Raw genomic sequence first — 22,253 nt, 5'->3', positions numbered from 1 at the left:
ATGTATGTCCCCGCTACGCGGCATGGTGCTGAAGCTCAGCGCCGTTTTTCTTTTTGTCATCATGGCAGCGCTGATCAAGGCCAGTGCAGACGTTGTCCCTCCGGGTCAGGCGGTGTTTTTCCGTTCCATTTTTGCGCTTCCGGTGATCCTGCTGTGGTTGGTTCTGCGGCGCGAACTGAGCACTGGATTGCGTACCCGGAACCCGTCGGGGCATTTTTGGCGCGGTCTGATTGGGGTCAGTGCGATGGCCTGTGGCTTTGCCGCGCTTGGCCTGTTGCCTTTGCCCGAAGTGACGGTGCTTGGTTATGCCGCGCCAATCCTGACGGTGCTGTTTGCCGCGATGCTTCTGGGGGAAAAGATCCGGCTGGTGCGCATGTCGGCGGTGGCGCTTGGATTGATCGGCGTGGTCATCGTGATGCTGCCGCAATTGGGCAATGATGATCTTGGCACCGCTGCGCGTTGGGGCGTGGTGCTGGTGCTGGCCTCGGCGGCGCTTCGGGCGCTGGCCCATGTGCATATCCGCAAACTGGTGCAACATGAAACGACCTCGTCGGTGGTGTTCTACTTTGCCGTCACCGCGACCTGCCTGTCGCTTTTGACAGTTCCGTTTGGCTGGGTCATGCCAGACGCGGAAACGGCAACGCAATTGATCGGCGCAGGCGTGGTGGGCGGGGTGGCACAAATCCTGCTGACCTCGTCCTACCGCCATGCCGAAGCCGCGTTTCTGGCACCGTTCGACTATGCGTCGATCCTGTTTGCGCTGGTCATCGGCTACACGATCTTTGACGAGATCCCGACGATCCACACGATCATCGGGTCGATCGTCATCATCGGTGCAGGCGTGCTGATCATCTGGCGTGAACGGCAACTGGGTGTCAAACGCGGTCCGGCCCGGTCAAATCTGACTCCGCAGGGTTGATTGCATTTCCACCGAATGGGCCTTAGATCACATCCAGCTAAGACAGGGTGACGGGAGCCGCACTGCATGAACTGGATCACCAACTACGTCCGACCCCGGATCAATTCGATCTTTTCGCGCCGCGAATTGCCCGAGAACCTTTGGGTGAAATGTGATGATTGCGGCACCATGCTGTTCCACCGCGAGGTGTCAGACAACCTGAATGTCTGTTCCAATTGCGGCCACCACATGAACATCACGCCGCGCGACCGCTTTGCCGGGCTATTCGACGGGGGGATCTACAGCGAAATTGCCGTGCCAGAGCCGCTGGCCGACCCGCTACAATTCCGCGACCAGAAAAAATACCCCGACCGACTGCGCAGCGCGCAAAGAACCACCGGCGAAAAAGAGGCGATGCTGATCGCCACGGGTGATATGGGCCGCACGCCCATCGTGGCGGTGGCACAGGATTTCAGCTTTATGGCCGGGTCGATGGGCATGTATGTCGGCAACGCCATCATCGCCGCTGCCGAAAAGGCAGTTGAACTGCGCCGCCCGCTGGTTTTGTTTTCGGCCGCAGGGGGCGCGCGCATGCAGGAAGGCATTCTGAGCCTGATGCAAATGCCCCGCACCACGGTCGCGGTGCAGATGCTCAAGGAAGCGAACCTGCCCTATATCGTTGTGCTGACCCACCCCACAACCGGAGGCGTGACGGCGTCTTACGCGATGTTGGGCGATGTTCAGATCGCGGAACCCGGCGCGCTGATCTGCTTTGCCGGGCCGCGCGTGATCGAACAGACCATCCGCGAAAAGCTGCCCGAAGGGTTCCAGCGCGCGGAATACCTGCTGGAACACGGGATGCTGGACCGGGTCACCGACCGCCGCAAGATGCGCAGCGAACTGGTGCAGATCATCCGCATGCTGATGCACATGCCGCCGCCTGTGGCGGGCGATCTGCCCGCCCCTGGCCCGGCAGACATGCCGCCGGTCGGCGCTGACCAGACCCCGTGACCGCGCCTGCTGGTTCGGATGTCATCCTTGACCGGATGATGTCGCTTCACCCCAAGATCATCGACCTGACGCTGGGCCGTGTCTGGGCACTTTTGGAAGCTTTGGACCACCCCGAACGGGCGTTGCCGCCGGTGATCCATATTGCGGGCACCAACGGCAAGGGATCGACCCAGGCGATGATCCGCGCCGGGCTTGAGGCGGCAGGCAAAACCGTCCACGCCTACACTTCGCCACATCTGGCCCGGTTTCATGAACGCATCCGCCTTGCCGGAGCTCTGATCACCGAAGCGCACCTGACCGAGGTGCTGGACGAATGCTACAACGCCAATGATGGCGCGAGCATCACCTATTTCGAAATCACCACCTGCGCCGCCCTTCTGGCCTTTGCCCGCACGCCTGCCGATTACACCTTGCTTGAGGTTGGGCTGGGGGGGCGTCTGGATGCAACCAACGTGGTGGATGCGCCAGAGCTGACCATCATCACCCCGGTATCTATGGATCACGAAGGCTTTCTGGGCGATACGATCGCCAAGATCGCCAGCGAAAAGGCGGGCATCATCAAGCGCGGCGTGCCCTGTATCGTCGGGCCGCAGCATGACGATGCGATGGCCGTGATCGAAGCCCAAGCTGCCCGTCTGGGCGCGCCCCTGCTGGCTTACGGTCAACACTGGCATGTCAGCCAAGAGCGCGGGCGGCTGGTCTATCAGGATGAAATCGGGCTGCTCGACCTCGATCTGCCCAACCTGCCCGGCGCGCATCAGATCCAGAATGCGGGGGCCGCACTTGCAGCGCTTCGGTATCTGGGCCTGCCAGACGCCGCGTTTGATGGTGCGGTGCAAAAGGCCTTTTGGCCCGCGCGGATGCAACACCTCAAAGGCACGCCGCTTAACGATCTGGCGCCGCACGCCGATCTTTGGCTGGATGGGGGACACAATCCTGCGGCGGGCGATGCGCTGGCCACCTATCTGCGCGGCTTGCCAAAGCGGCCAACCCATATGATCTGCGGCATGCTCAACACCAAAGATGTGCGTGGCTACCTGCGCCCTCTGGCGGGTGTCGCCGACCACCTGACCGCGATTTCCATTCCAGGTGAGGCCAACACGCTGAGCGCTGCTGACACCGCACGCGCCGCAAAAGATGTCGGACTGATCGCACAGGAAGCCGACAGCGTCGAAACCGCGCTGCGCCAAATCCATAGCTCAGAGCCCAACGCCCGCGTCCTGATTTGCGGGTCGCTGTACCTTGCCGGGCATGTTCTTCGTGTGATTGAGTGACCTAAAGTTTGATTGGGTCACTTTATATTGACCAAATTATCGAAATTCGCCTATATATCGTAAAAAAGAGCGGTGTCCGCGCGAGCGAGACAAATAGGTGGCTACATGGTACCAGTACGGCGCGCCGTTATTGCGGCTGCCCTTGTTTCGGGCACTTCAATTTATGCGCAATCGGCAACGATCACAGAGAACGCCAGCGCGTTCACATTTACCATGAATGGCACCGAAATGACGGTGACGCGCAGTGGCCCGTCTTGCCCGTCGTCCTGCATCCAGCCTATCGCTGTTGCCGCCGGTGTGGAAACGCTTGGCGAACTCGAAGTCATTGGTTTTTTGCAGACCGCAGTCAGCAACGGGTCGGGCCTGTTGGTCGATGTCCGCATGCCCCGCACGTTTTCATCTGGGTCGTTGCCCGGTGCCGTGAATGTACCCGTGGCCACGTTTCTGCCCAACAATCCCTATCGCTCTGACCTGTTGACCGCCTTGGGTGTCAGCAATGCCGACAACGCCCCCGTCTTTGGCACGGCCTTTACCTTGGTTGTTTTTGGCAATGGACCGGATGACGGGAACGCGCGTGACGCGATCCAGAATCTGTTGGTCGCGGGCTATCCGACAGACAAGATCAAGTATTACCGCGGCGGCGCATCAACCTGGAGCGCGCTTGGACTCAATATTTCGGTGGGCCAATGACAGATGCATACAAGACTAGCGGATTGATCCGCATGGCCTTAATGGGCACTGCCTTTCTGGCGCTGACGATCATACTGGTCGTGTTTCAACCCGGATCGCCGCGCAACGCAGAGATCCTCCCCGATCCCGCGACCCAAACCAGCGTGACGCGCACCGCCGACCCGATGCCCTCAGTCACCGCCCCCACACGCGATATCGCTGTGGTCGCGCCCGTGATCGCCCCTGTACGGAGTGTCGAGACACCGTCAGTGCAGGCCCCCCAAGACCCAACCAATATGCGCGATATGACCTTCAGTGCGATTTCAAACCTGAAATCCGTCACCACCGGCGAAGCCCCGGCCCCCGGCGAACCGGGCAGCCTTTTGCACAGCGTCGTGCAGCGCAGCATCGCCAGTGCCCCTGCGCCATCCAACGTGACCCAGATCGAACCGGTGCGCACCGATGCACGGCGCGCCCCGACGTCAGGTTCCTATTTCGTGCGCCCAGGAGACACGCTTTTGAGCATTGCGCGCGACGTTTATGGCAACACCGAAATGTCTGGCGAAATCTTTCGGAGCAATTCGGACATCATGCCCAGCCAAGACAGTCTCAAGCCCGGAATGGTCCTGAAACTGCCCACACGCTGAACCACAACATCTAGTCAAACCTGGCATTACTGGAAATGTTTGCCTTTCGGTCAGCTAAATGTTGACCGGTGCGAATCACTATGGCACAAGGCTTACAGACTTCGTGATTTTCTGAAAAAGCAATCACGAGACGGGGGTTTTTAAGGTGGTATTGAGTATCTATAGTGTCAATTTGGGGCCAATCTTGGCTTCTGAAGGGTCCGGCGCACATCACCCCGAAAACCACCAAATCCAGAACGGCCCGACCTCTGGCGCGTCCCTCGCGCCTCTATCGACGTAAGGCAAAGCAAGGACCTGAAGACAGGCGAGAATATCGAGCAGCTCAAGAGGTCCTTCGGGACCTCTTTTTTTTGCTTATTGGTCGCCCCAGCCGTCAGCCTGCATTTCCCGCAAGCGGCTTGCTGTACGTTCGAATTCGAACGTTCCGGTGCCTTCGATATAAAGCATTTCGGGCTCTGCCGCCGCCGACACGATCAACCGCACGCGAGCCTCGTACAAAGCGTCGATCAGGGTGACAAAGCGCTTGGCCTCGTTGAAGTTCTGACGGCTCAGACGCGGGATGTCTTCGATGATCAGCACCCGCACTGCATCAGCCAGCGCAAGATAATCCGCAGGGCCAAGCATCTTGCCGCAGAGATCGTAAAATTTCACCCGCGCCACCCCGTTGTGAAAACGTGGCAATTCAATCTCGCGCCCCTGCACATGCAGGGTCAGGCTGTGGTGTTCGCCTTGGGTCAGTTCGTGCCAGATGCGGTTGATCTCGGTCTTGGCGACTGAGTCATTCGGGGTGAAATAGACCTGCGCCCCTGCAAGACGATCCTGTCGGTAATCGGTGGGCGAGGCGAGTTCATGCACCACCATCTGCGCCTTGAGCTTGTCGATGAAGGGCAGAAAGATCTGTCGGTTCAAGCCGTCCTTGTAAAGGTCATCCGGCACCCGGTTCGACGTGGTCACCACCACGACGCCCGCAGCGAACAGCTTTTCGAACAACCGCCCCACGATCATCGCGTCGGTGATGTCGGTGATCTGCATCTCATCGAAGGCCAGCAGGCGGACGCTATCGGACACCGATTTTGCAACCGGCTTGATCGCGTCCTCGACCCCGTCCTGCCGTGCCTTGTGAATGGCAGCGTGGATTTCCTGCATGAAGGCATGGAAATGCACCCGGCGCGCAGGCACATTAAGGCTTTGGACAAACAGGTCCATCAGCATCGACTTGCCGCGCCCCACGCCGCCCCACAGGTACAGCCCCTTGGGTGGCTCGGGCGGTTTGCGGAAAAGCCCCCGTTTGACGGGCTGCGCAAGCGCATCGCGGATGCGTTCGAATTCCGGCAACGCGGCGTCCTGCGCGGAGTCGCGGGTCAGCGTGCCATCGGCCACACGGGCGGCGTAGATGTCGGGCAAAGTCATCATGCCCGCCGATTACCGCGTCTGATCAGGATTGTGGAGAGGTCTTATTCAACCGCGCGAATGAGCTTGCGTTCAAGCACCCGCAGGACCGTGCGCAGGTCATGCCCGCGTTTGAGCACCTGCCCGTCAATGCCGATCACCGCGTATTGCCCCTGCTTGCTGCGCAGCTTGGGCCGCTTTTCGATGCGATAGAGCGGGTTTTCCGCCGTGCGCCGAAACACCGAGAACACCGCGACCTCGCGCAATGTCGAGATGCCGTAATCGCGCCATTCCCCCGCCGCGACCATGCGCCCATAGAGAGACAGGATCACACCCAGCTCCGTGCGGTGAAAGGCGACCTGTTCGGTGGCGCCCGGATGTGTCGGGAACGGAGTAATGCTGTTCATTCTACATGATGTGTGCAGCCCTTGGGCGAAATCAAGCATTTTAGCGCAGGTCGGTGTCCGGTGTGGGAATTAGGTCCGGTTTGGCCCTTTTGTTTCGCACGCGAAACATTGGGTCCGCTTCGGTCCCTTTAACCTTTTGGAAAGGTTTTGCAGCGGGTGACCCAACGTGTCACGGTCCGCGCTTTCTTTGAAGAAAGGGACGGAATGCTTTGCAACGTTTCGTCCCCAGCTGTTTCAGGGTCACGCAAACGCACCCTGACAGAACCAGCCAGAGGATTTCGCTGCGCCATGGGCGTAGAACAGCCAGAGGCGTTGGCCGTCCTTGGTGATGACCTCCCAATAGTCGCGCTGGCCGCTGCGCCAGCCGGGATCGTCGAGCCACCATTCCGGCGCGATGCGTTCCGGGCCTCGGGTGCTGTGCACGCGGTGGATGCGGCCACGCCAGCGGAAGGTTTCGGGCAGGCGTGGCATGTCTGCCACCATCACCGGTTCCGGCACCCACATGCGCAGCGGACGCCGTTTTCCACGCTGCGGCCAATGCGTGGCCGGTTCTGACCACGCGGCGGCGACAGTGACCCATGTCTTTTCAGGGATATGGCTGTCTGCGGGCTGTACACGGGTGATCGCCTCGACCCCAAGCCGTGTGCCCAGCCGTCCAATCAACTGGTCCAGCGATCCGGGCTTTGACCCGGCCATGCGCGCGCGCCCGTCCTCGGCTGCCTCAAGATGGCCGGACGCGGTACGCAGGTGGATGGGTTCGTGCAGCACCGCCTCAAGCCGCAGCATGTCGATGCCGTAGCCCGCATCCAGGTCCTCGACCTTGAGCCGCAAGAGAGGACGGATATGGTCGGGATCATGCGACGGCTTGGCCATCGTGACGTTCATCCACTGCATGGTCCCGTCGGCGCGATACGCCTCGAAGCGCAGGGTCCGCGCACCCCGCCCCTTGTTGCGCAACCCGTCACAGAGACGGGGCAAGAGCCGGTCAATGGCGGCCATCACGTCTTCCTCAAGACCGATGGGATCGGGCAGACTGATCCTTGTGGCAAAGCGGTCGGGGGGTGGGGCCGGGCTGACCGGTTCAGGAAGAGCGCCCAACGCCTGATCCATGCGCGCCACCAGACCGCGGCCAAAGCGGCGGGCCAGCCCGGCACGGGGTTGGTCGACAAGGTCTTTCACCCGGCGCAGGCCAAGGCGGGAGAGCTGTTTCATGGAATGATCTTCCAGCCGCAGCGCCGCAATCGGCAGCGGGGCCAGTGCGGCGTAGGTTTCGCCGGGCGCGGCGATGCGGGTGCGGCCCTGTATCCCGGTCAGCGTGATCGCCGGAGCCGCGCCGCCGCGTTCCCAGTGCCGCCGCTTGCCTGCGCGGGACCGGGTCGCGCGCGCCTCTTGGTCAATTGCATCGCCAGTGCGGTGATGCGCGCCGCCCTGCCCGCCGCCAAACCGCGCCAGCGCCCATGCGCCGCCCAGCGTGTCGGCCATCCCCAGATGCACCGAGAGGCCCAGATCGGTGCAATCCTGTTCCACATGGCGCGCCAGATTGTCTTCGCCGCCGAACAAATGTGCACAACCGGTCAGATCGAGCACCAGCGCGTCTGGTTCCTCGCGCGCGACCCAAGGCGAAAACTTGCCCGCCCAGCGGTGCAACACCCCCAGAAACGCCGCCTCGGCATGGGGGTTGGACAGCCGTGTCAGCAGGTCGGCGCACATCGCATGGGCATCGCGCAGGGGCTGGCCGTCATACAGCCCGGCCGCCTCGGCCAAGGGGGACAGCGACGCCAGAACCTGCGCCTGCCCGACATCGCGCACGACGGCAAACGGCACTTCGCCCAGATTGGGGTCGCGCCTGATATGGCGTTCGGCGGCCAGCCGGGGAAACCAGATGGACAGGATACGGCGGTTGGGCATGGGACTCGCGGCAGCAAATGTTCCGCTTTCGTTCTACACCATCCCCAGCCGCATGCAAGCCGCCCGCGCCGCCTAGCCGCAGCTGATGTTTGTCACAACGCCGCTTGCACCGATGGTAAAGTTCACCCGCGTCGGATCAAAATCCGTGGTCATGGTGTCTTCAACCCCGACGATGCGCTTGGGCTGTTCCAGTGTCACGAATTCAACCACCGACCGGGGCGCACCCATGAGGTTCGACACACCCGCGGCACCGCATGTGTCGCTGCCCAGCTCTGCGGTGGGGCGTTGCAGGGGTTGCGGTTCGGGCGGAAGTGCCATGCACCCAGCCAAACCCAGTGAAAGACCCATCAAAATAAATGTCCGCATCTATCTTCTCCTTATTAAACCGTACCCAACGGTTGCAAAGACGCGCGTTTGCCGCAAGGGTCATTCGACACTCAAGACCAAGGGAGACGCCCCATGCGCACACGCGCCGCCGTTGCTGTTCAAGCTGGCAAACCGCTCGAGATTATGGATGTAAACCTGGACGGCCCCCGCGCCGGAGAGGTTTTGGTCGAGATCAAGGCCACCGGCATTTGCCACACGGACGAATTTACCCTGTCGGGGGCCGACCCCGAGGGGATGTTCCCTGCGATCCTGGGCCATGAAGGTGCGGGCGTTGTGGTCGAGGTGGGTCCGGGCGTGACCAGCCTCAAGCCGGGCGATCACGTGATCCCGCTTTACACGCCGGAATGTCGGGAATGCGATTACTGCCTGCACCCCAAGACCAACTTGTGTCAGGCGATCCGCTCGACGCAGGGCCAAGGCGTGATGCCCGATGGGACCAGCCGGTTCTCGATGCTCGATGGCACGCCGATCCTGCATTACATGGGATGTTCGACCTTTTCGAACCACACCGTTCTGCCCGAGATTGCGCTGGCCAAGATCCGCGAAGACGCACCGTTTGACAAGGTGTGCTATATCGGATGTGGCGTCACCACCGGCATCGGGGCCGTGATCAACACCGCCAAGGTCGAGATCGGCAGCCGCGCGATTGTGTTCGGTCTGGGAGGCATTGGCCTGAACGTCATTCAGGGTTTGCGGCTTGCCGGTGCGGACCAGATTGTGGGCGTAGACCTGAACCCCGACAAGGTGCCGATGGCGGAACGCTTTGGCATGACGCATTTCGTGAACCCGTCCGAGGTCGAGGGCGATCTGGTGCCTTATCTGGTGAACCTCACCAAAGGCGGCGCAGATTACACGTTCGACGCCACTGGCAACGTCAAGGTGATGCGCGACGCGCTGGAATGTGCCCACAAGGGGTGGGGCGAGTCGATCATAATCGGTGTGGCCCCTGCCGGTGCCGAAATCAGCACGCGGCCTTTTCAGCTAGTCACCGGGCGCACATGGAAAGGCACGGCCTTTGGGGGCGCGCGCGGGCGCACGGATGTGCCCAAGATCGTCGACTGGTACATGGACGGCAAGATCGAGATTGACCCGATGATCACCCACACCATGCCGCTGGATGACATCAACAAAGGCTTTGACCTGATGCACAAAGGCGAAAGCATCCGGTCGGTTGTGATTTACTGACGCCGTCTGACGGAGGGGCAACTGCCCCTCTTTTCACGCCTGATGCCCCAGTATGCAGGGCAACCCGTGCGTCTGCTTTCTGTTCGCCTGCAAGGAGAACCATAATGCGACTTTGCTCCAAACCAGCGTTGGCCGTCTCTGCTGCTCTTGCCTTTGCGGTGACCACAGCGTCGGTCGCACAAGAGGCGACGGACACTGTCGCACCCGAAGCCACAACCCAAGCCACACCTGCGTTTGGTTCTGTATCAGATGCTGCACTTGCCGCGCTTGAGGCCAAGGCGGCGGGCATTCCGGTTGAGGCACAGGACTGGATGGTCGCCGCAGCGAACCCCTTGGCGGTCGAGGCCGGGGCACGGGTGCTGCGCGAGGGCGGGACAGCCGCCGATGCGATGGTGGCCGTACAAGCGGTTCTTGGTTTGGTCGAGCCACAAAGCTCTGGCCTTGGTGGGGGCGCGTTTCTGGTTTGGTACGATGCCAATTCGGGCGAGGTGACAACACTGGACGGGCGCGAAACCGCGCCCCTGTCGGCAACACCGACCCTGTTTCAGACCGAGGATGGAGAGCCGATGGGCTTTTTCGACGCGGTTGTTGGCGGGCGGTCTGTGGGCACGCCGGGCACGCCCGCATTGATGCAGGCCGCGCATGACACATGGGGCCGGTCCGATTGGGCGGGTCTGTTCACTGAAGCGATTGATCTGGCCGAGGGCGGCTTTACCGTGTCGCCACGGTTGGCCGAACTGGTTGAAGGCGACACAGATCGCCTTGGCTGGTTCCGCGCAACGCACGCGTATTTCTTTCCCAATGGCGCACCCATTGCCGCGGGCGACACGCTGGTCAATGCGGAATATGCACACACGCTGCGCCTGATCGCGGCGGGAGGGGCGGAGGCGTTCTACACCGGCCCAATCGCCTCTGACATCGTGGCAACCGTGCGCACCGCTGCTGGCAATCCCGGCGTTTTGTCCGCTTCCGATTTGGCGCTTTATGCGGTCAAGGAACGCGCGCCTGTCTGCGTGCCTTACCGCGCACACGACGTCTGCGGCATGGGCCCACCATCGTCCGGGGCGCTGACATTGGGGCAGATCCTTGGCATGCTGGACGGCTATGACCTTGCAGCACTTGGCCCTGACAGTGCCGAGGCGTGGCGACTGATCGGTGATGCGTCGCGGCTCGCCTTTGCGGATCGCGGGGTTTACATGGCCGACACTGATTTTGTGCCGATGCCCACCAAAGGGCTTGTCGCACCTGCCTATCTGCAAGAGCGCGGGCAGCTTTTGCAGGGTGACGATGCGTTGCCCGAGGTCTCTGCCGGATCGCCGGAATGGGACCACGCGATGCTGCTGGCCCCGGACGAGAGCCTTGAGCTTCCCTCGACCTCGCATATTTCTATCGTGGACAGCTATGGCAACGCTTTGTCGATGACGACCACGATTGAGAACGGGTTCGGGTCGCGGCTGTTTGTGCGGGGGTTCCTGCTCAACAATGAACTGACGGATTTCTCGTTCCGCACCCATGCGGATGGGCGCCCCATTGCCAACCGGCTTGAGCCGGGCAAACGGCCCCGGTCATCCATGGCCCCGACCATCGTGCTCACCGACGGCGTACCGTCGCTGGTGATCGGATCGCCGGGCGGCAGCCGGATCATCGGCTATGTCACGCAGGCGATCATTGCGCATGTGGATTGGGGTATGGACGTGCAACAGGCGGTTGCGATGCCGCATCTGGTCAATCGGTTCGGCACCTATGATGTCGAAGAAGGCACGACAGCTGCTGATCTTGAACCGGCGCTGACCGCGCTTGGATATGAGGTGAGCGTGCGTGGATTGAATTCAGGTCTGCACGCCATCGCCATCGCAGACACCCTGACGGGCGGGGCCGATCCACGGCGCGAGGGGATTGCGCTTGGCGAGTGATCTGTCAGACGAGGACTGCGGGCGTCGATGCTGTGCCGCCTGCCCCCACACCAAAGCTGGGTCCGCTGCACCAGGCCCCAGACCATACTGATCAAGGGATTTCCCTCATGTCCGAAAACCCGCCTCTTCTTGCGGTTCTGATTGACGCGGATAACACGTCTCCGAAATACACGCGCGCCATCTTTGACGAGATTGCATCTTTGGGCGAGGCCAGTGTTCGGCGCTGTTACGGCGATTTCTCAAGCCAGCAGATGTCCGGCTGGTCCAAGGTTCAGGCCGAATTCGGCCTTGTGCCGCATCACCAGCCCGCCAACACCGTGGGCAAGAATGCCAGCGATATCGCGCTGGTGATCGACGCGATGGACCTGATGCACACGGGGCGCTTTGACGGATTCGTTCTGGTCAGTTCCGACAGCGATTTCACCCGATTGGCGCAGCGATTGCGCGAACAAGGCTTGGATGTGTTCGGCATGGGAATGCAAAAAACACCCGAAGCGTTCCGCCGCGCCTGCAAACGATTCATCTTTTTGGAGAACCTTGAAACTGGGGCCGATGTCGGCACCACGGAGGCGAAACCGGTCAAGGCCTCTAACCTGAACGAGGCGCGCAACCTGATCCTCAAGGCGATGGATGCGATTGATCAGGACGACGAGTGGTACCGCTTGGGCCAGTTGGGGCAACATATCGTGTCTGCCAACCCGGATTTCGACACCCGCACCTATGGCAAGCGCAAGCTGAGCGATCTGGTCGCGGACATGAAAGTGCTTGAGGTTAAGCGCGGGCCAAACAACCAACTGATGGTGCGCCGACGGGATTGATCCGGCAAACGGGCAGATTTCTGGTGCCGCAATAAAGGTGCATTGCAGCTTTGTTCTTGCCGTGGCATGTTGAATCGGGGACGAGGGGTTTCTGCGCTCAGCGCGTTGGAGGCCAAACTATGCTAACGACAGACATACCGATCTTTGTCCGTGCCATCGACGACGATGCACACGGACAAGTTCCACGGCTATCCGATGCGTCACTTCTTGTCATGGCTCAAGAAGTGATAACTCGATTGTCGCATATTTCGCGTAATTCGCGGTCAGAGATCAGTAACGCTGATCTTGATGCGTTTTCTATGGCGCTTACCAATCCAAGCGCGACTGAGGCGAATATGATCCTGCGGCGTGCGCACGAGAATGGTGCGTCGCACCAGACGTTGTGCCTGTCCTATATCGCGGCCGCCGCAAATCGTTTGGGCGAATGGTGGGAACAGGACATCATCCATTTCAGCGATATGGCAATCGCCGCAGGGCGCATGTTGCACATGCTGCGGGATTTGCGCATGGCCACGCCGCCAGTGCCGGTGCGCGGCAACCGTGAGGCGCTTTTTGCGGCAGTGCCGGGCGAACAGCACGTTCTGGGTGTCACGATGGCCACGGATATCCTGCGCGAAAAAGGGTGGGACATCGACCTGCACATTGGGCGCAGCGAAACCGAACTGTGCAAGATTGCGCATGACGGCGGGTATCCGATCATTGGCCTGTCGGCCTCTGGGGCCGAACAGGTCAGGTCACTTGCACGCACCATCGTGGAACTGCGGATTGCGGCCCCCCGATCGCTGATCTTTATCAGCGGCAACATTGTCCAGATTGAACGCGACATTGCCATCAAAACCGGGGCCGACGCCGCCGCATCGACGATGCAGCACAGTCTTGAAACGTTGGAGGCGCTGTATCAGACCTGCTTGAAAGCGGCCAAGTCTGCGCCGTAACGCGACAGGAACGTCGTCACAGCACCATCGATCACGCGGGCCTTTTCGTCTTCTGTGACGGACCGGATGATGCCGAACACCAGTTTCGGCCACAGATCAGCTTTGCAGAGTTCTGCAAACTGATCCGCCGCGAGGTCGAAATCGGTGATGTTCAGCTCTCCGCGACCGGCCGCCTGTTGCAGGTAATCAACCATCGCCGCGCGCATGATCATGGGGCCAGAATGGTAAAACTCTTGGCCCAGCTGCGGAAAGCGGTCGGCTTCTGCGACACAGATGCGAAAGATCCGCTGGCCCATCTCTGAATAGATAAATCCCAGAAATTGATGCGCGACCCGCGACAGCACCTCTTGGGGTGGGCGCGAATTGTCGATCTGTTCAATTGACGCGCGGGCTTGTTCTTTGCATTGGCGCGTGGCCACTTCCATGAACAAAAGTCGTTTGTCCGGGAAATAGCTGTAAAGCGTGGCCTTTGACACGCCCGCCTCGCGTGCAATGTCATCCACGCTTGCGCCCTCAAAGCCATCCCGCAGGAAAACTTCGCGCGCACCTTCGACCACTTGGTCAAATTTTCGGCCTTTTCGAATTTTTGCCTGCGCCGTTGCCATTCCTGCCCCATATCTCCCATTCAAAATCTAAACAGATCGGTTTAGTCTCGCAAGTGGGGATGTGCGATTGCGCGTTTGTCAGACAGGCTTCCTGTGATCGACCGGATCGTACGTCCAAACGAAGTGAAGGAATACGATTATGCGTTTTTCATTAAACCGACGCCGTTTTTCCGACCTGTCCGAACAGGAAATCCTTGGGCTGGCAATTTCCTCAGAGGAAGACGATGCGCGGATTTACAGGTCTTACGCCGAACGTCTGCGCGCGGAGTTTCCGGCAACCGCCGCCGTGTTCGACGGCATGGCCAAGGAAGAAGACACCCACCGCAAGCGGCTTGTCGACCTGCACCAGACCCGGTTCGGAGAGGTGATCCCGCTGATCCGCCGCGAACATGTGGCAGGCTATTATGCCCGCAAGCCAGTGTGGCTGGTCGAAAATCTTGGGATCGACCGCATCCGGGGCGAGGCCGAAGCGATGGAGCGTGACGCGGAACGGTTCTATCTGGCCGCAGCGAAACGCACGAGCGATGCTGCAACGCGCAAGCTTTTGGGTGATCTGGCGGCGGCAGAGGCGGGCCACCAAAGCACCGCCGAGGCGCTGGAGCGCGAACATCTGACCGAAGACAGCAAGAGCAGCGAAGAAGACAACGCACGCAGGCAGTTTATCCTGACATGGGTGCAGCCGGGGCTGGCCGGGCTGATGGACGGATCGGTTTCAACCCTTGCCCCGATCTTTGCCGTGGCCTTTGCAACGCAGGACACATGGACGACGTTTCTGGTTGGTCTGGCCGCCTCTGTAGGGGCGGGCATTTCCATGGGCTTTACCGAGGCCGCATCGGATGACGGGCAATTGTCGGGCCGGGGATCGCCTTTGAAACGCGGAATTGCATCTGGCGTCATGACCACACTTGGCGGGTTGGGCCATGCCTTGCCCTACCTGATCCCGGATTTCTGGACCGCGACGATCATCGCCTTTGTCGTGGTGTTCATCGAACTTTGGGCGATTGCGTGGATACAGAACAAATACATGGACACTCCGTTTTTCCGGGCTGCGTTCCAGGTGGTTCTGGGCGGCGCGCTTGTCTTTGCTGCGGGTGTTCTGATCGGCAGCGGCTAGGCACGCTGCACCAACAAAAAGCCCGGGCGCGAGCGCCCGGGCAGGTGGTCAAAAGGACTGATCGGAAGGGTAAATCAGCTCTTGGAAAATTCGGGATACGCTTCCATACCCAGCTCAGCCATGTCGAGACCGTTGATCTCTTCTTCCTCGCTCACACGGATGCCCATTGTGACTTTGAGGATGGTCCAGAGGATCAGTGCACCGAAGAAGGTGAAGACACCGTAGGCTGCAATACCAACCAACTGGGTCACGAGGCTCGCGTCACCGTAGAAGATAACAGCAATTGTGCCCCAGATACCGGCAAAGAGGTGAACCGGGATTGCACCAACCACGTCGTCAATCTTGAACTTGTCCAAGAGCGGGATAGCAAAGACCACGATGATACCGCCAACTGCACCGATCCAAAGCGCACCGAAAAGCGTCGGGGCAAGTGGTTCAGCTGTGATGGACACGAGGCCCGCCAGCGCACCGTTGAGAACCATGGTCAGGTCGACCTTCTTATACATCACCTGCGTCATGATCAGAGCAGTAACAGCACCGGCTGCGGCAGCCATGTTGGTGTTGGCAAAGATACGGCTGACGTCAGAGACATCGCCCACGGTGCCCATCGCAAGCTGCGATCCACCGTTGAAGCCGAACCAGCCGAGCCACAGGATAAACGTCCCGAGGGTTGCAAGCGCCAGGTTGGAGCCCGGGATCGGGTTAACCTTGCCGTCTTTGTACTTGCCCAGACGCGGACCAAGCACGATCACACCAGCCAGAGCAGCCCAGCCACCCACGGAGTGCACAACAGTCGAGCCCGCGAAATCCGAGAAGCCCATTTCAGACAGCCAGCCGCCGCCCCACTGCCAGGACCCAGAGATCGGGTACATGACGCCGGTCAGCACGATCACGAAGACCAGGAAGGGCCAGAGCTTGATACGCTCGGCCACGGCACCGGACACGATGGATGCGGTCGCGGCAACAAACACCAGCTGGAAGAAAAAGTCAGATCCGATGGACGCATAATCCAGCGCAGCATCCGCAGCGGCCACACCAACCGGGTCAAGAACGGTCTGGCTGAAGAAAGGGCCAACCCAGCCGCCGATGATCCAGCCATCGCCCGGATACATCAGGTTGAACCCGATGAGCCAGTACATGATCGCGGCAAAGGAAAAGAGCGCGATGTTCTTGGTCAGCTGCATCGCCACGTTTTTGGAACGCACAAGGCCCGCTTCGAGCATCGCAAAGCCTGCGGCCATAAAGAACACGAGGAACCCTGCCATCAGGAACAGCAGTGTGGTCATGATATAAGGACCAACCTCGTCAAAGGTCGGCGCGGCGGCCTCTTGGGCCATGCCCATCACTGGCAGCGCAACAAGCGCGGCAGCGGGCAGGAGTGTCTTGAGTAATTTCATCTGTATGTGTCCCCTAATCTCTGTCTCAGCGCTGATTCAGAGCGCGTCCCCGTTGGTTTCGCCTGTGCGCACGCGGATGGCCTGCTGCGCATCGAGCACGAAGATCTTGCCGTCGCCGATTTTGCCGGTCCGGGCTGTTTTGGTGATGGTCTCGATCACCTGGTCGGCCATGTCGGCACTGACCACGATTTCGAGTTTGATTTTCGGTACGAAGTTCACCGCGTATTCAGCACCGCGGTAAATCTCGGTATGGCCGGATTGAGAGCCGAAACCCTTGATCTCGGTTACCATCATGCCGCGGACGCCAATGTCTGTGAGCGCTTCGCGGACTTCTTCAAGCTTGAACGGCTTGATTGTCGCTATGATGAACTTCACCTTGGTCCCTTTCCCTTGCAGGTCGATCTTGTTTGCAAGCGCAGAAAACAGGCACATAGGATGGGAAGGAAAGGCGTGAGCCCGGATGAGGCAGGCTCCAGATCATCAAGTTGCACAAATTTTGCACAAATTTACTAATTTGATTATTAATTGTGCGATTAAAAAACGAAGTTACGCGTTTGTGACCGGTCTACATCGACGGCAAAAGGCACTAAATTGATAAAAAAGAGCAGTACAATGGGCGGTCGGTATGACTGATTCACGACGTGGCAAAAGCCGTCTGGTTGCAGACCGGCGATACCCGAATAAAAAAGCGGCGGCGTCCAAGCCGCGCAAACCCGCCCCCAAGCCGCGCAAAGCTGCACGGCCCCAAAAAGCGCGCGGCGGCATACTCGGATTTTTCACCCGCATCATCTCTTGGGTGCTGCGCTTTTTCCTGCGGCTTTTTCTGCGCGCGGGGGTTGTGGTTTCGCTCTTGCTTGGCGGGTTTGTCGCCTATGAATACTCGACCCTGCCCGACCTCTCGGACGCGCTTGATGGGCGCGCGCGGGGATCGGTGCAGCTTTTGGATCGGGACGGTCTGGCCTTTGCCTGGCGCGGCGATCAGTTTGGCGGTGTCGTGACCGCACAAACCGTGTCGCCCCACCTTCGGAACGCGGTGGTCGCCACCGAGGACCGGCGGTTTTATCATCACTTCGGCATTTCTCCGCGCGGCGTGGCGTCGGCGGTCCGGATCAACCTGTCCGAAGGACGCGGGCCGCTGTCCGGGCATGGTGGCTCGACCATCACGCAACAGACCGCCAAGCTGTTGTGCCTCGGCGTCGCCTACGATCCGAACGACTGGAAGAACGAAGCCGAATACGTTGCCGATTGTCGCCGGGGATCGCTTTATCGCAAGGGCAAAGAGGCCGTCTACGCTCTGGCCATGGAGATCAAGTATACCAAGGACGAAATCCTTTCGATCTACCTGAACCGCGCATACATGGGCGGCGGTGCCTATGGTGCAGCCGCCGCAGCCGAGCGGTATTTCTCAAAACCCGCATCAGCCCTCACTCCGCAGGAAGGCGCGATGATTGCCGGGCTTCTGACCGCCCCATCCAGCCTTGCGCCAACATCGAACATCGAACGCTCCCAAGCGCGCGCTGCCACCGTGTTGCGCCTGATGAATGAACAGGGCTACCTGACCGACGCAGAAACCCGCGCCACGCAGGACAACCCCGCCACATTGTCGGACAAGGCCAAAACCCAGACCGGCGGGTACTTTGCCGATTGGGTCATGCAATCCGGCCCCGATTTCTTTACACGCGACACAACTGAAGATGTCATCATCTCGACCACGCTGGATCAGCGTATTCAAAAAGCGGCCGAGGAGGCGATCAAAACCATTTTCGCCACCAAGGTCCGCGAAGGATCAAAGGCACAGGCGGCAATTGTCGTGATGTCTGCCGATGGGGCCGTGCGCGGGATGGTGGGGGGACGTCAGACCAATGTGTCCGGCGTGTTCAACCGCGCGACACAAGCCAAGCGCCAGACCGGATCGGCGTTCAAACCATTTGTTTATGCCACCGCGCTTGAACTGGGCTACAGCCCCTATGACACGGTGCTGGATGAACCGTTCTGCATGAACATTCCCGGATCAGGCCAATGGTGTCCCGACAATTATTCGAACCAGCATTACGGGTCCGTGACGCTTGTTGATGCGCTGGCACGGAGCCTCAACATCCCGGCGGTCAAAGTGTCTGAATCCGTGGGCCGCGATCTGGTGCGCAAAGTATCCGAAGATTTCGGAATCCAAAGCGCGCTGACAGACACACCCGCGCTTGCCCTTGGCGCATCCGAGGCCTCGCTTTTGGAGATGACAGGGGCCTATGCAGGCATCCTGAATGGCGGTTCTTCGGTCACGCCTTACGGGCTGCGTGAATTGCGGCTTGTGGGCGAAGACCAGCCCTTGATGGGCACCGGCGGCGGGATCGGGGAACGGGTCATCAACGAACAGGCCGCGCGACAGTTGATCTGGATGATGGAAAAGGTGGTATCTGACGGCACCGGCGGTCGTGCCGCGCTGCCAGATCGGCAGGTCGCCGGGAAAACCGGCACATCTCAGGCGGCGCGGGATGCGTGGTTCATCGGCTTTACCGCCGATTACGTGGCCGGAGTCTGGATGGGGTATGACGACAACACGCCGCTTGCAGGGGTAACCGGCAGCGGATTGCCCGCCGAGATCTGGCACGAAGCGATGATGCGCGTACACCAAGGCTTGCCCGTCACACCCCTGCCGATGATCGCACCCGAAGCCCCCCGCGAGGTGGCCCAACCCCAGCAACAGGCCCCGCAGCCGCCCACCTTGCAGCGCGAAGAGCGCAACGGCAACGTGTTGGAAAACGCACTGAACCAATTGCTGCGCGACATTCTGGGCGGCAATTGATCCGCACCGGACGCTCTGAAATCAGGTGGTCTTGCCTCTTTCCATTTGTCGCAACGCACAATAGCGTCCCGGCAACAGAATTAAGGGGAGACTCCAATGACCAATGCCATCGAAACCCGCCTTGCCGACCTTGGGCTGACCTTGCCCGATGCACCGGCCCCGGCGGCCAACTATGTGCCTTTCGTGAAGACCGGAAATCAGATCTATGTGTCTGGCCAATTGCCGACGGGTCCAGATGGACTGATCAAAGGCAAACTGGGCGCAGACCTTGATGCAGATGCAGGTGCCGAAGCCGCAAAATATTGCGCGCTGGCGCTGTTGTCCCAAGCGCGCAAAGCGGCGGATGGTGATCTGACCCGCGTGCGGGTTCTCAAGCTGGTGGGTTTTGTCAATTCGACCGCAGATTTCGGCGACCAGCCAAAGGTTGTGAACGGTGCGTCCGATCTCATGGTCGACGTGCTTGGCGAAAACGGACGCCACGCACGGTCTGCGGTGTCGGCGGCATCCCTGCCGTTTGGCGTTGCTGTCGAGATCGAAGGCATTTTCGAAATCCTATGACACGGCTGCCTTCCGCGTTTCTGACGCGCCCCATCGCGCATCGCGGCTATCACAACACGGCGGATGGGCGGATCGAAAACAGCCCGTCTGCCTTTGCTGCGGCCATTTCTGCGGGCTACGGAATCGAGCTTGACCTGCAACTGTCGCAAGACGGCGTGGCGATGGTGTTTCATGACGACACCCTTGATCGCCTGACTGGTGAAACGGGCCCGGTGCGCAGCCGTGATGCGGCAGATTTGCAGACAATCCCCCTCAGGGGCGGGTCCGATACCATCCCGACGCTGGCTTTGGTTTTGGCTCAGGTGGGGGGTGCGGTGCCATTGCTGATCGAACTCAAGGATCAGCACGGCGCGATGGGCGACACCGATGGCAGGCTCGAACGGGCCGCGATAGACGCCCTGACCGGCTATGAGGGGCCTGTCGCGCTGATGTCATTCAACCCGCATATGGTGGCAAAGATCGCTGACTTGGCCCCCGGTCTACCGCGCGGCTTGATCAGTTCGGCATGGCGCAAAAGCGATGAGCCACATGTGCCCGTCGCGCGCCGCGCAGAGCTTGCCGCAATCCCCGACTTTGACAGGGTCGGCGCGGATTTTCTCAGCCATGATCGCTCTGATCTCGACTCGCCTCGCGTCGAACAGCTCAAATCGCGCGGTGTGCCAATCCTGTGTTGGACCGTGCGCAGCGCTGAGCAGGAACATGAGGCCCGTCTTGTGGCCGACAATATCACCTTTGAAGGCTACGCCGCTTGAACGCCGCGCGCTGCGGACCAAGTACCAAGGCGTAACCAAGGAACGGCTATGTCCGACCCAACTGACGCGCCCACGATTGCCATCAACATGCACAGCTCCATCGCCCAGATCGCGGCGGAGGACTGGGATGCGTGTGCCTGCCCGGAAACTGCGGATGGGGGACGGGCCTATGACCCGTTTACCACCCATCGCTGGATCAAGGCGTTTGAGGACAGCCGCTCTGTCGGCACCGGCACCGGATGGGATCCGCGCTATCTGACAGCCGAAAAGGACGGGCAGATCATCGCCTGCGCGCCGCTTTATGCCAAAAGCCATTCCCAAGGCGAATACATCTTTGACCACAATTGGGCCCATGCCTGGGAACGCGCGGGCGGGCGCTACTATCCAAAGCTCCAGATTGCCGTGCCCTTTACCCCGGCCACCGGGCGCAGGTTCCTGACCCGACCGGGGTTCGAGGCCGAAGGCATCAGCGCGCTGGTACAAGGCGCCATTCAGGTCACAGCGGACAATGATCTGTCATCTTTACACATCACCTTTTGTACCGAAGCCGATGCGATTGCCGGCGAACAGATTGGCCTGCTGCGGCGCCGGACCCAGCAATATCACTGGGAAAACCGGGGCTATGCCAATTTTGACGCGTTTCTGGCGGATCTGAGTTCGCGCAAACGCAAGACCATCCGCAAAGAACGCGACCGCGCGCAAGCGTTTGGCGGCACGATCCACCAATTGACCGGCGACCAGATCACGCCCGACCATTGGGATGCGTTCTGGGACTTTTACCAAGATACCGGCGCGCGCAAATGGGGCACGCCGTACCTCACGCGCAAGTTTTTCGACCTCGCGCACGAGCGTCTGCGCGATGATATCCTGCTGGTGATGGCCGAACGTGATGGCGCGTGGGTTGCAGGTGCGCTGAACGTGATCGGGCGCGACACGCTGTATGGCCGCTATTGGGGCTGCACCGAAGATCACCCCTGCCTGCATTTCGAACTGTGCTACTATCAGGCCATGGATTACGCCATCGCGCAGGGCCAGACCCGTGTCGAAGCAGGCGCGCAGGGCGATCACAAGCTGTCGCGCGGATATCTGCCGGTTTACACCCATTCCCTGCATTGGATCGCCGATGCAGGCTTTGCAGACGCTGTTGCCCGCTTTCTTGAAGCCGAAGCCCGCGCCGTTGACGACGACATCGAGGTTCTGACCAGCTATGGTCCGTTCCGCAAAGGCCAGATTGAGGATCACGAATGACCGAAAAACTGTCAGACACCGCCCGCAAAACCGTACTTGGCCCCCTGCTCGAAACAGGGTGGGCTTTGGACGAAACCCGCGATGCGATTTCCAAGACGTTTCGATTCAAAGATTTCACCGAAGCCTTTGCCTGGATGACCCGCGCCGCCCTGTGGGCAGAAAAGTGGGATCATCACCCAGAATGGTCCAACGTCTACAACCGGGTTGAGGTGGTTCTGACCACCCATGATGTGAACGGGTTGTCGGCGCTGGACGCGAAACTCGCACGCAAGCTGGACAGTCTCTGAGGCGTTCAAAACACGTTTCCAATTGTTCGGCCCTGCCCTAATCTGCACGGC

At 60.3% G+C, this 22,253-nt stretch carries 22 protein-coding genes; 15 read left to right on the top strand and 7 right to left on the bottom strand.

What is annotated here, in order from left to right; all coding sequences use genetic code 11:
* Window positions 1–4 precede the first annotated feature (4 nt).
* From ACSHXH_RS04020 to ACSHXH_RS04000, 5 genes are all read left to right on the top strand, one after another.
* Window positions 5–919, top strand: a complete 915-nt coding sequence (locus ACSHXH_RS04020; RefSeq protein ID WP_435670476.1) for a DMT family transporter — start codon at window positions 5–7, stop codon at window positions 917–919.
* A gap of 66 nt (window positions 920–985) precedes the next feature.
* Entirely contained in the window at window positions 986–1,909 is a 924-nt protein-coding gene (gene accD, locus ACSHXH_RS04015) for an acetyl-CoA carboxylase, carboxyltransferase subunit beta (protein WP_435670475.1), read from the top strand.
* 35 nt (window positions 1,910–1,944) lie between these two features.
* Window positions 1,945–3,183, top strand: a complete 1,239-nt coding sequence (locus ACSHXH_RS04010; RefSeq protein WP_435670616.1) for a bifunctional folylpolyglutamate synthase/dihydrofolate synthase — start codon at window positions 1,945–1,947, stop codon at window positions 3,181–3,183.
* A 105-nt stretch (window positions 3,184–3,288) separates the two neighbouring features.
* On the top strand, window positions 3,289–3,873 hold the full coding sequence (locus tag ACSHXH_RS04005) for a rhodanese-like domain-containing protein (protein WP_435670474.1): 585 nt from the start codon (window positions 3,289–3,291) through the stop codon (window positions 3,871–3,873).
* Window positions 3,870–4,499 (top strand): LysM peptidoglycan-binding domain-containing protein, encoded by a 630-nt coding sequence (locus ACSHXH_RS04000; RefSeq protein WP_435670473.1) that lies wholly within the window; start codon window positions 3,870–3,872, stop codon window positions 4,497–4,499. The genes ACSHXH_RS04005 and ACSHXH_RS04000 overlap by 4 nt, the downstream gene beginning before the upstream one ends.
* Window positions 4,500–4,853: 354 nt before the next feature.
* On the opposite strand, the gene zapE is transcribed toward ACSHXH_RS04000, so the two are convergent.
* The 4 genes from zapE to ACSHXH_RS03980 all read right to left on the bottom strand — a co-directional run bounded on the left by zapE (window position 4,854) and on the right by ACSHXH_RS03980 (window position 8,569).
* Window positions 4,854–5,912, bottom strand: a complete 1,059-nt coding sequence (zapE, locus tag ACSHXH_RS03995) for a cell division protein ZapE (RefSeq protein ID WP_435670472.1) — start codon at window positions 5,910–5,912, stop codon at window positions 4,854–4,856.
* A 41-nt stretch (window positions 5,913–5,953) separates the two neighbouring features.
* Entirely contained in the window at window positions 5,954–6,295 is a 342-nt protein-coding gene (locus tag ACSHXH_RS03990; protein WP_435670471.1) for a DUF2794 domain-containing protein, read from the bottom strand.
* A 240-nt stretch (window positions 6,296–6,535) separates the two neighbouring features.
* Window positions 6,536–8,203: a Y-family DNA polymerase gene (locus tag ACSHXH_RS03985; protein WP_435670470.1), complete on the bottom strand. Its 1,668-nt coding sequence runs from the start codon at window positions 8,201–8,203 to the stop codon at window positions 6,536–6,538.
* Window positions 8,204–8,275: 72 nt separating this feature from the next.
* A complete protein-coding gene (locus ACSHXH_RS03980; RefSeq protein WP_435670469.1) occupies window positions 8,276–8,569 on the bottom strand; it encodes an I78 family peptidase inhibitor in 294 nt (97 codons plus the stop codon).
* 93 nt (window positions 8,570–8,662) lie between these two features.
* Between ACSHXH_RS03980 and ACSHXH_RS03975 the strand changes: the two genes are divergently transcribed.
* The 4 genes from ACSHXH_RS03975 (at window position 8,663) to ACSHXH_RS03960 (ending at window position 13,441) form a co-directional block, all read left to right on the top strand.
* Window positions 8,663–9,775, top strand: coding sequence for an S-(hydroxymethyl)glutathione dehydrogenase/class III alcohol dehydrogenase (locus ACSHXH_RS03975; protein ID WP_435670468.1), 1,113 nt, complete (start codon window positions 8,663–8,665; stop codon window positions 9,773–9,775).
* A gap of 104 nt (window positions 9,776–9,879) precedes the next feature.
* Window positions 9,880–11,688, top strand: a complete 1,809-nt coding sequence (gene ggt, locus ACSHXH_RS03970) for a gamma-glutamyltransferase (RefSeq protein WP_435670467.1) — start codon at window positions 9,880–9,882, stop codon at window positions 11,686–11,688.
* Between the two features lie 107 nt (window positions 11,689–11,795).
* Window positions 11,796–12,506, top strand: a complete 711-nt coding sequence (locus tag ACSHXH_RS03965) for an NYN domain-containing protein (protein ID WP_435670466.1) — start codon at window positions 11,796–11,798, stop codon at window positions 12,504–12,506.
* Window positions 12,507–12,625: 119 nt separating this feature from the next.
* Window positions 12,626–13,441 (top strand): cobalamin B12-binding domain-containing protein, encoded by an 816-nt coding sequence (locus ACSHXH_RS03960; RefSeq protein ID WP_435670465.1) that lies wholly within the window; start codon window positions 12,626–12,628, stop codon window positions 13,439–13,441.
* Here ACSHXH_RS03960 and ACSHXH_RS03955 read toward each other — a convergent pair.
* A complete protein-coding gene (locus ACSHXH_RS03955; RefSeq protein ID WP_435670464.1) occupies window positions 13,405–14,046 on the bottom strand; it encodes a TetR/AcrR family transcriptional regulator in 642 nt (213 codons plus the stop codon). The two genes, ACSHXH_RS03960 and ACSHXH_RS03955, sit on opposite strands and share 37 nt — an antisense overlap.
* Before the next feature lie 139 nt (window positions 14,047–14,185).
* Between ACSHXH_RS03955 and mbfA the strand changes: the two genes are divergently transcribed.
* On the top strand, window positions 14,186–15,160 hold the full coding sequence (mbfA, locus tag ACSHXH_RS03950) for an iron exporter MbfA (RefSeq protein ID WP_435670463.1): 975 nt from the start codon (window positions 14,186–14,188) through the stop codon (window positions 15,158–15,160).
* A gap of 74 nt (window positions 15,161–15,234) precedes the next feature.
* Here the strand turns inward: mbfA and ACSHXH_RS03945 are convergent, their stop codons facing one another.
* Both ACSHXH_RS03945 and ACSHXH_RS03940 read right to left on the bottom strand, forming a co-directional pair.
* Window positions 15,235–16,557 carry an ammonium transporter gene (locus tag ACSHXH_RS03945; RefSeq protein ID WP_435670462.1) on the bottom strand — a complete coding sequence of 441 codons (1,323 nt, stop codon included), beginning with the start codon at window positions 16,555–16,557 and terminating at the stop codon, window positions 15,235–15,237.
* A gap of 36 nt (window positions 16,558–16,593) precedes the next feature.
* On the bottom strand, window positions 16,594–16,932 hold the full coding sequence (locus tag ACSHXH_RS03940) for a P-II family nitrogen regulator (protein WP_292289145.1): 339 nt from the start codon (window positions 16,930–16,932) through the stop codon (window positions 16,594–16,596).
* 250 nt (window positions 16,933–17,182) lie between these two features.
* On the opposite strand from ACSHXH_RS03940, the gene ACSHXH_RS03935 reads away from it, so the two are divergent.
* The 5 genes from ACSHXH_RS03935 to ACSHXH_RS03915 all read left to right on the top strand — a co-directional run bounded on the left by ACSHXH_RS03935 (window position 17,183) and on the right by ACSHXH_RS03915 (window position 22,202).
* Entirely contained in the window at window positions 17,183–19,357 is a 2,175-nt protein-coding gene (locus ACSHXH_RS03935) for a transglycosylase domain-containing protein (protein ID WP_435670461.1), read from the top strand.
* 96 nt (window positions 19,358–19,453) lie between these two features.
* Window positions 19,454–19,915 (top strand): RidA family protein, encoded by a 462-nt coding sequence (locus ACSHXH_RS03930; protein ID WP_435670460.1) that lies wholly within the window; start codon window positions 19,454–19,456, stop codon window positions 19,913–19,915.
* A complete protein-coding gene (locus tag ACSHXH_RS03925; RefSeq protein WP_435670459.1) occupies window positions 19,912–20,667 on the top strand; it encodes a glycerophosphodiester phosphodiesterase family protein in 756 nt (251 codons plus the stop codon). The genes ACSHXH_RS03930 and ACSHXH_RS03925 overlap by 4 nt, the downstream gene beginning before the upstream one ends.
* 48 nt (window positions 20,668–20,715) lie before the next feature.
* The gene (locus ACSHXH_RS03920) at window positions 20,716–21,915 is read left to right on the top strand and encodes a GNAT family N-acetyltransferase (protein WP_435670458.1); all 1,200 of its coding nucleotides are present in this window, start codon (window positions 20,716–20,718) and stop codon (window positions 21,913–21,915) included.
* A complete protein-coding gene (locus tag ACSHXH_RS03915; RefSeq protein WP_435670457.1) occupies window positions 21,912–22,202 on the top strand; it encodes a 4a-hydroxytetrahydrobiopterin dehydratase in 291 nt (96 codons plus the stop codon). The genes ACSHXH_RS03920 and ACSHXH_RS03915 overlap by 4 nt, the downstream gene beginning before the upstream one ends.
* The last annotated feature ends 51 nt before the right edge of the window (window positions 22,203–22,253 follow it).

The organism is Marivita sp. (assembly GCF_051251565.1).
Lineage (GTDB): Bacteria > Pseudomonadota > Alphaproteobacteria > Rhodobacterales > Rhodobacteraceae > Marivita.
The sequence above is the reverse complement of the archived record's forward strand: the minus strand, read 5'-3'. Positions and strand labels throughout refer to the sequence as shown.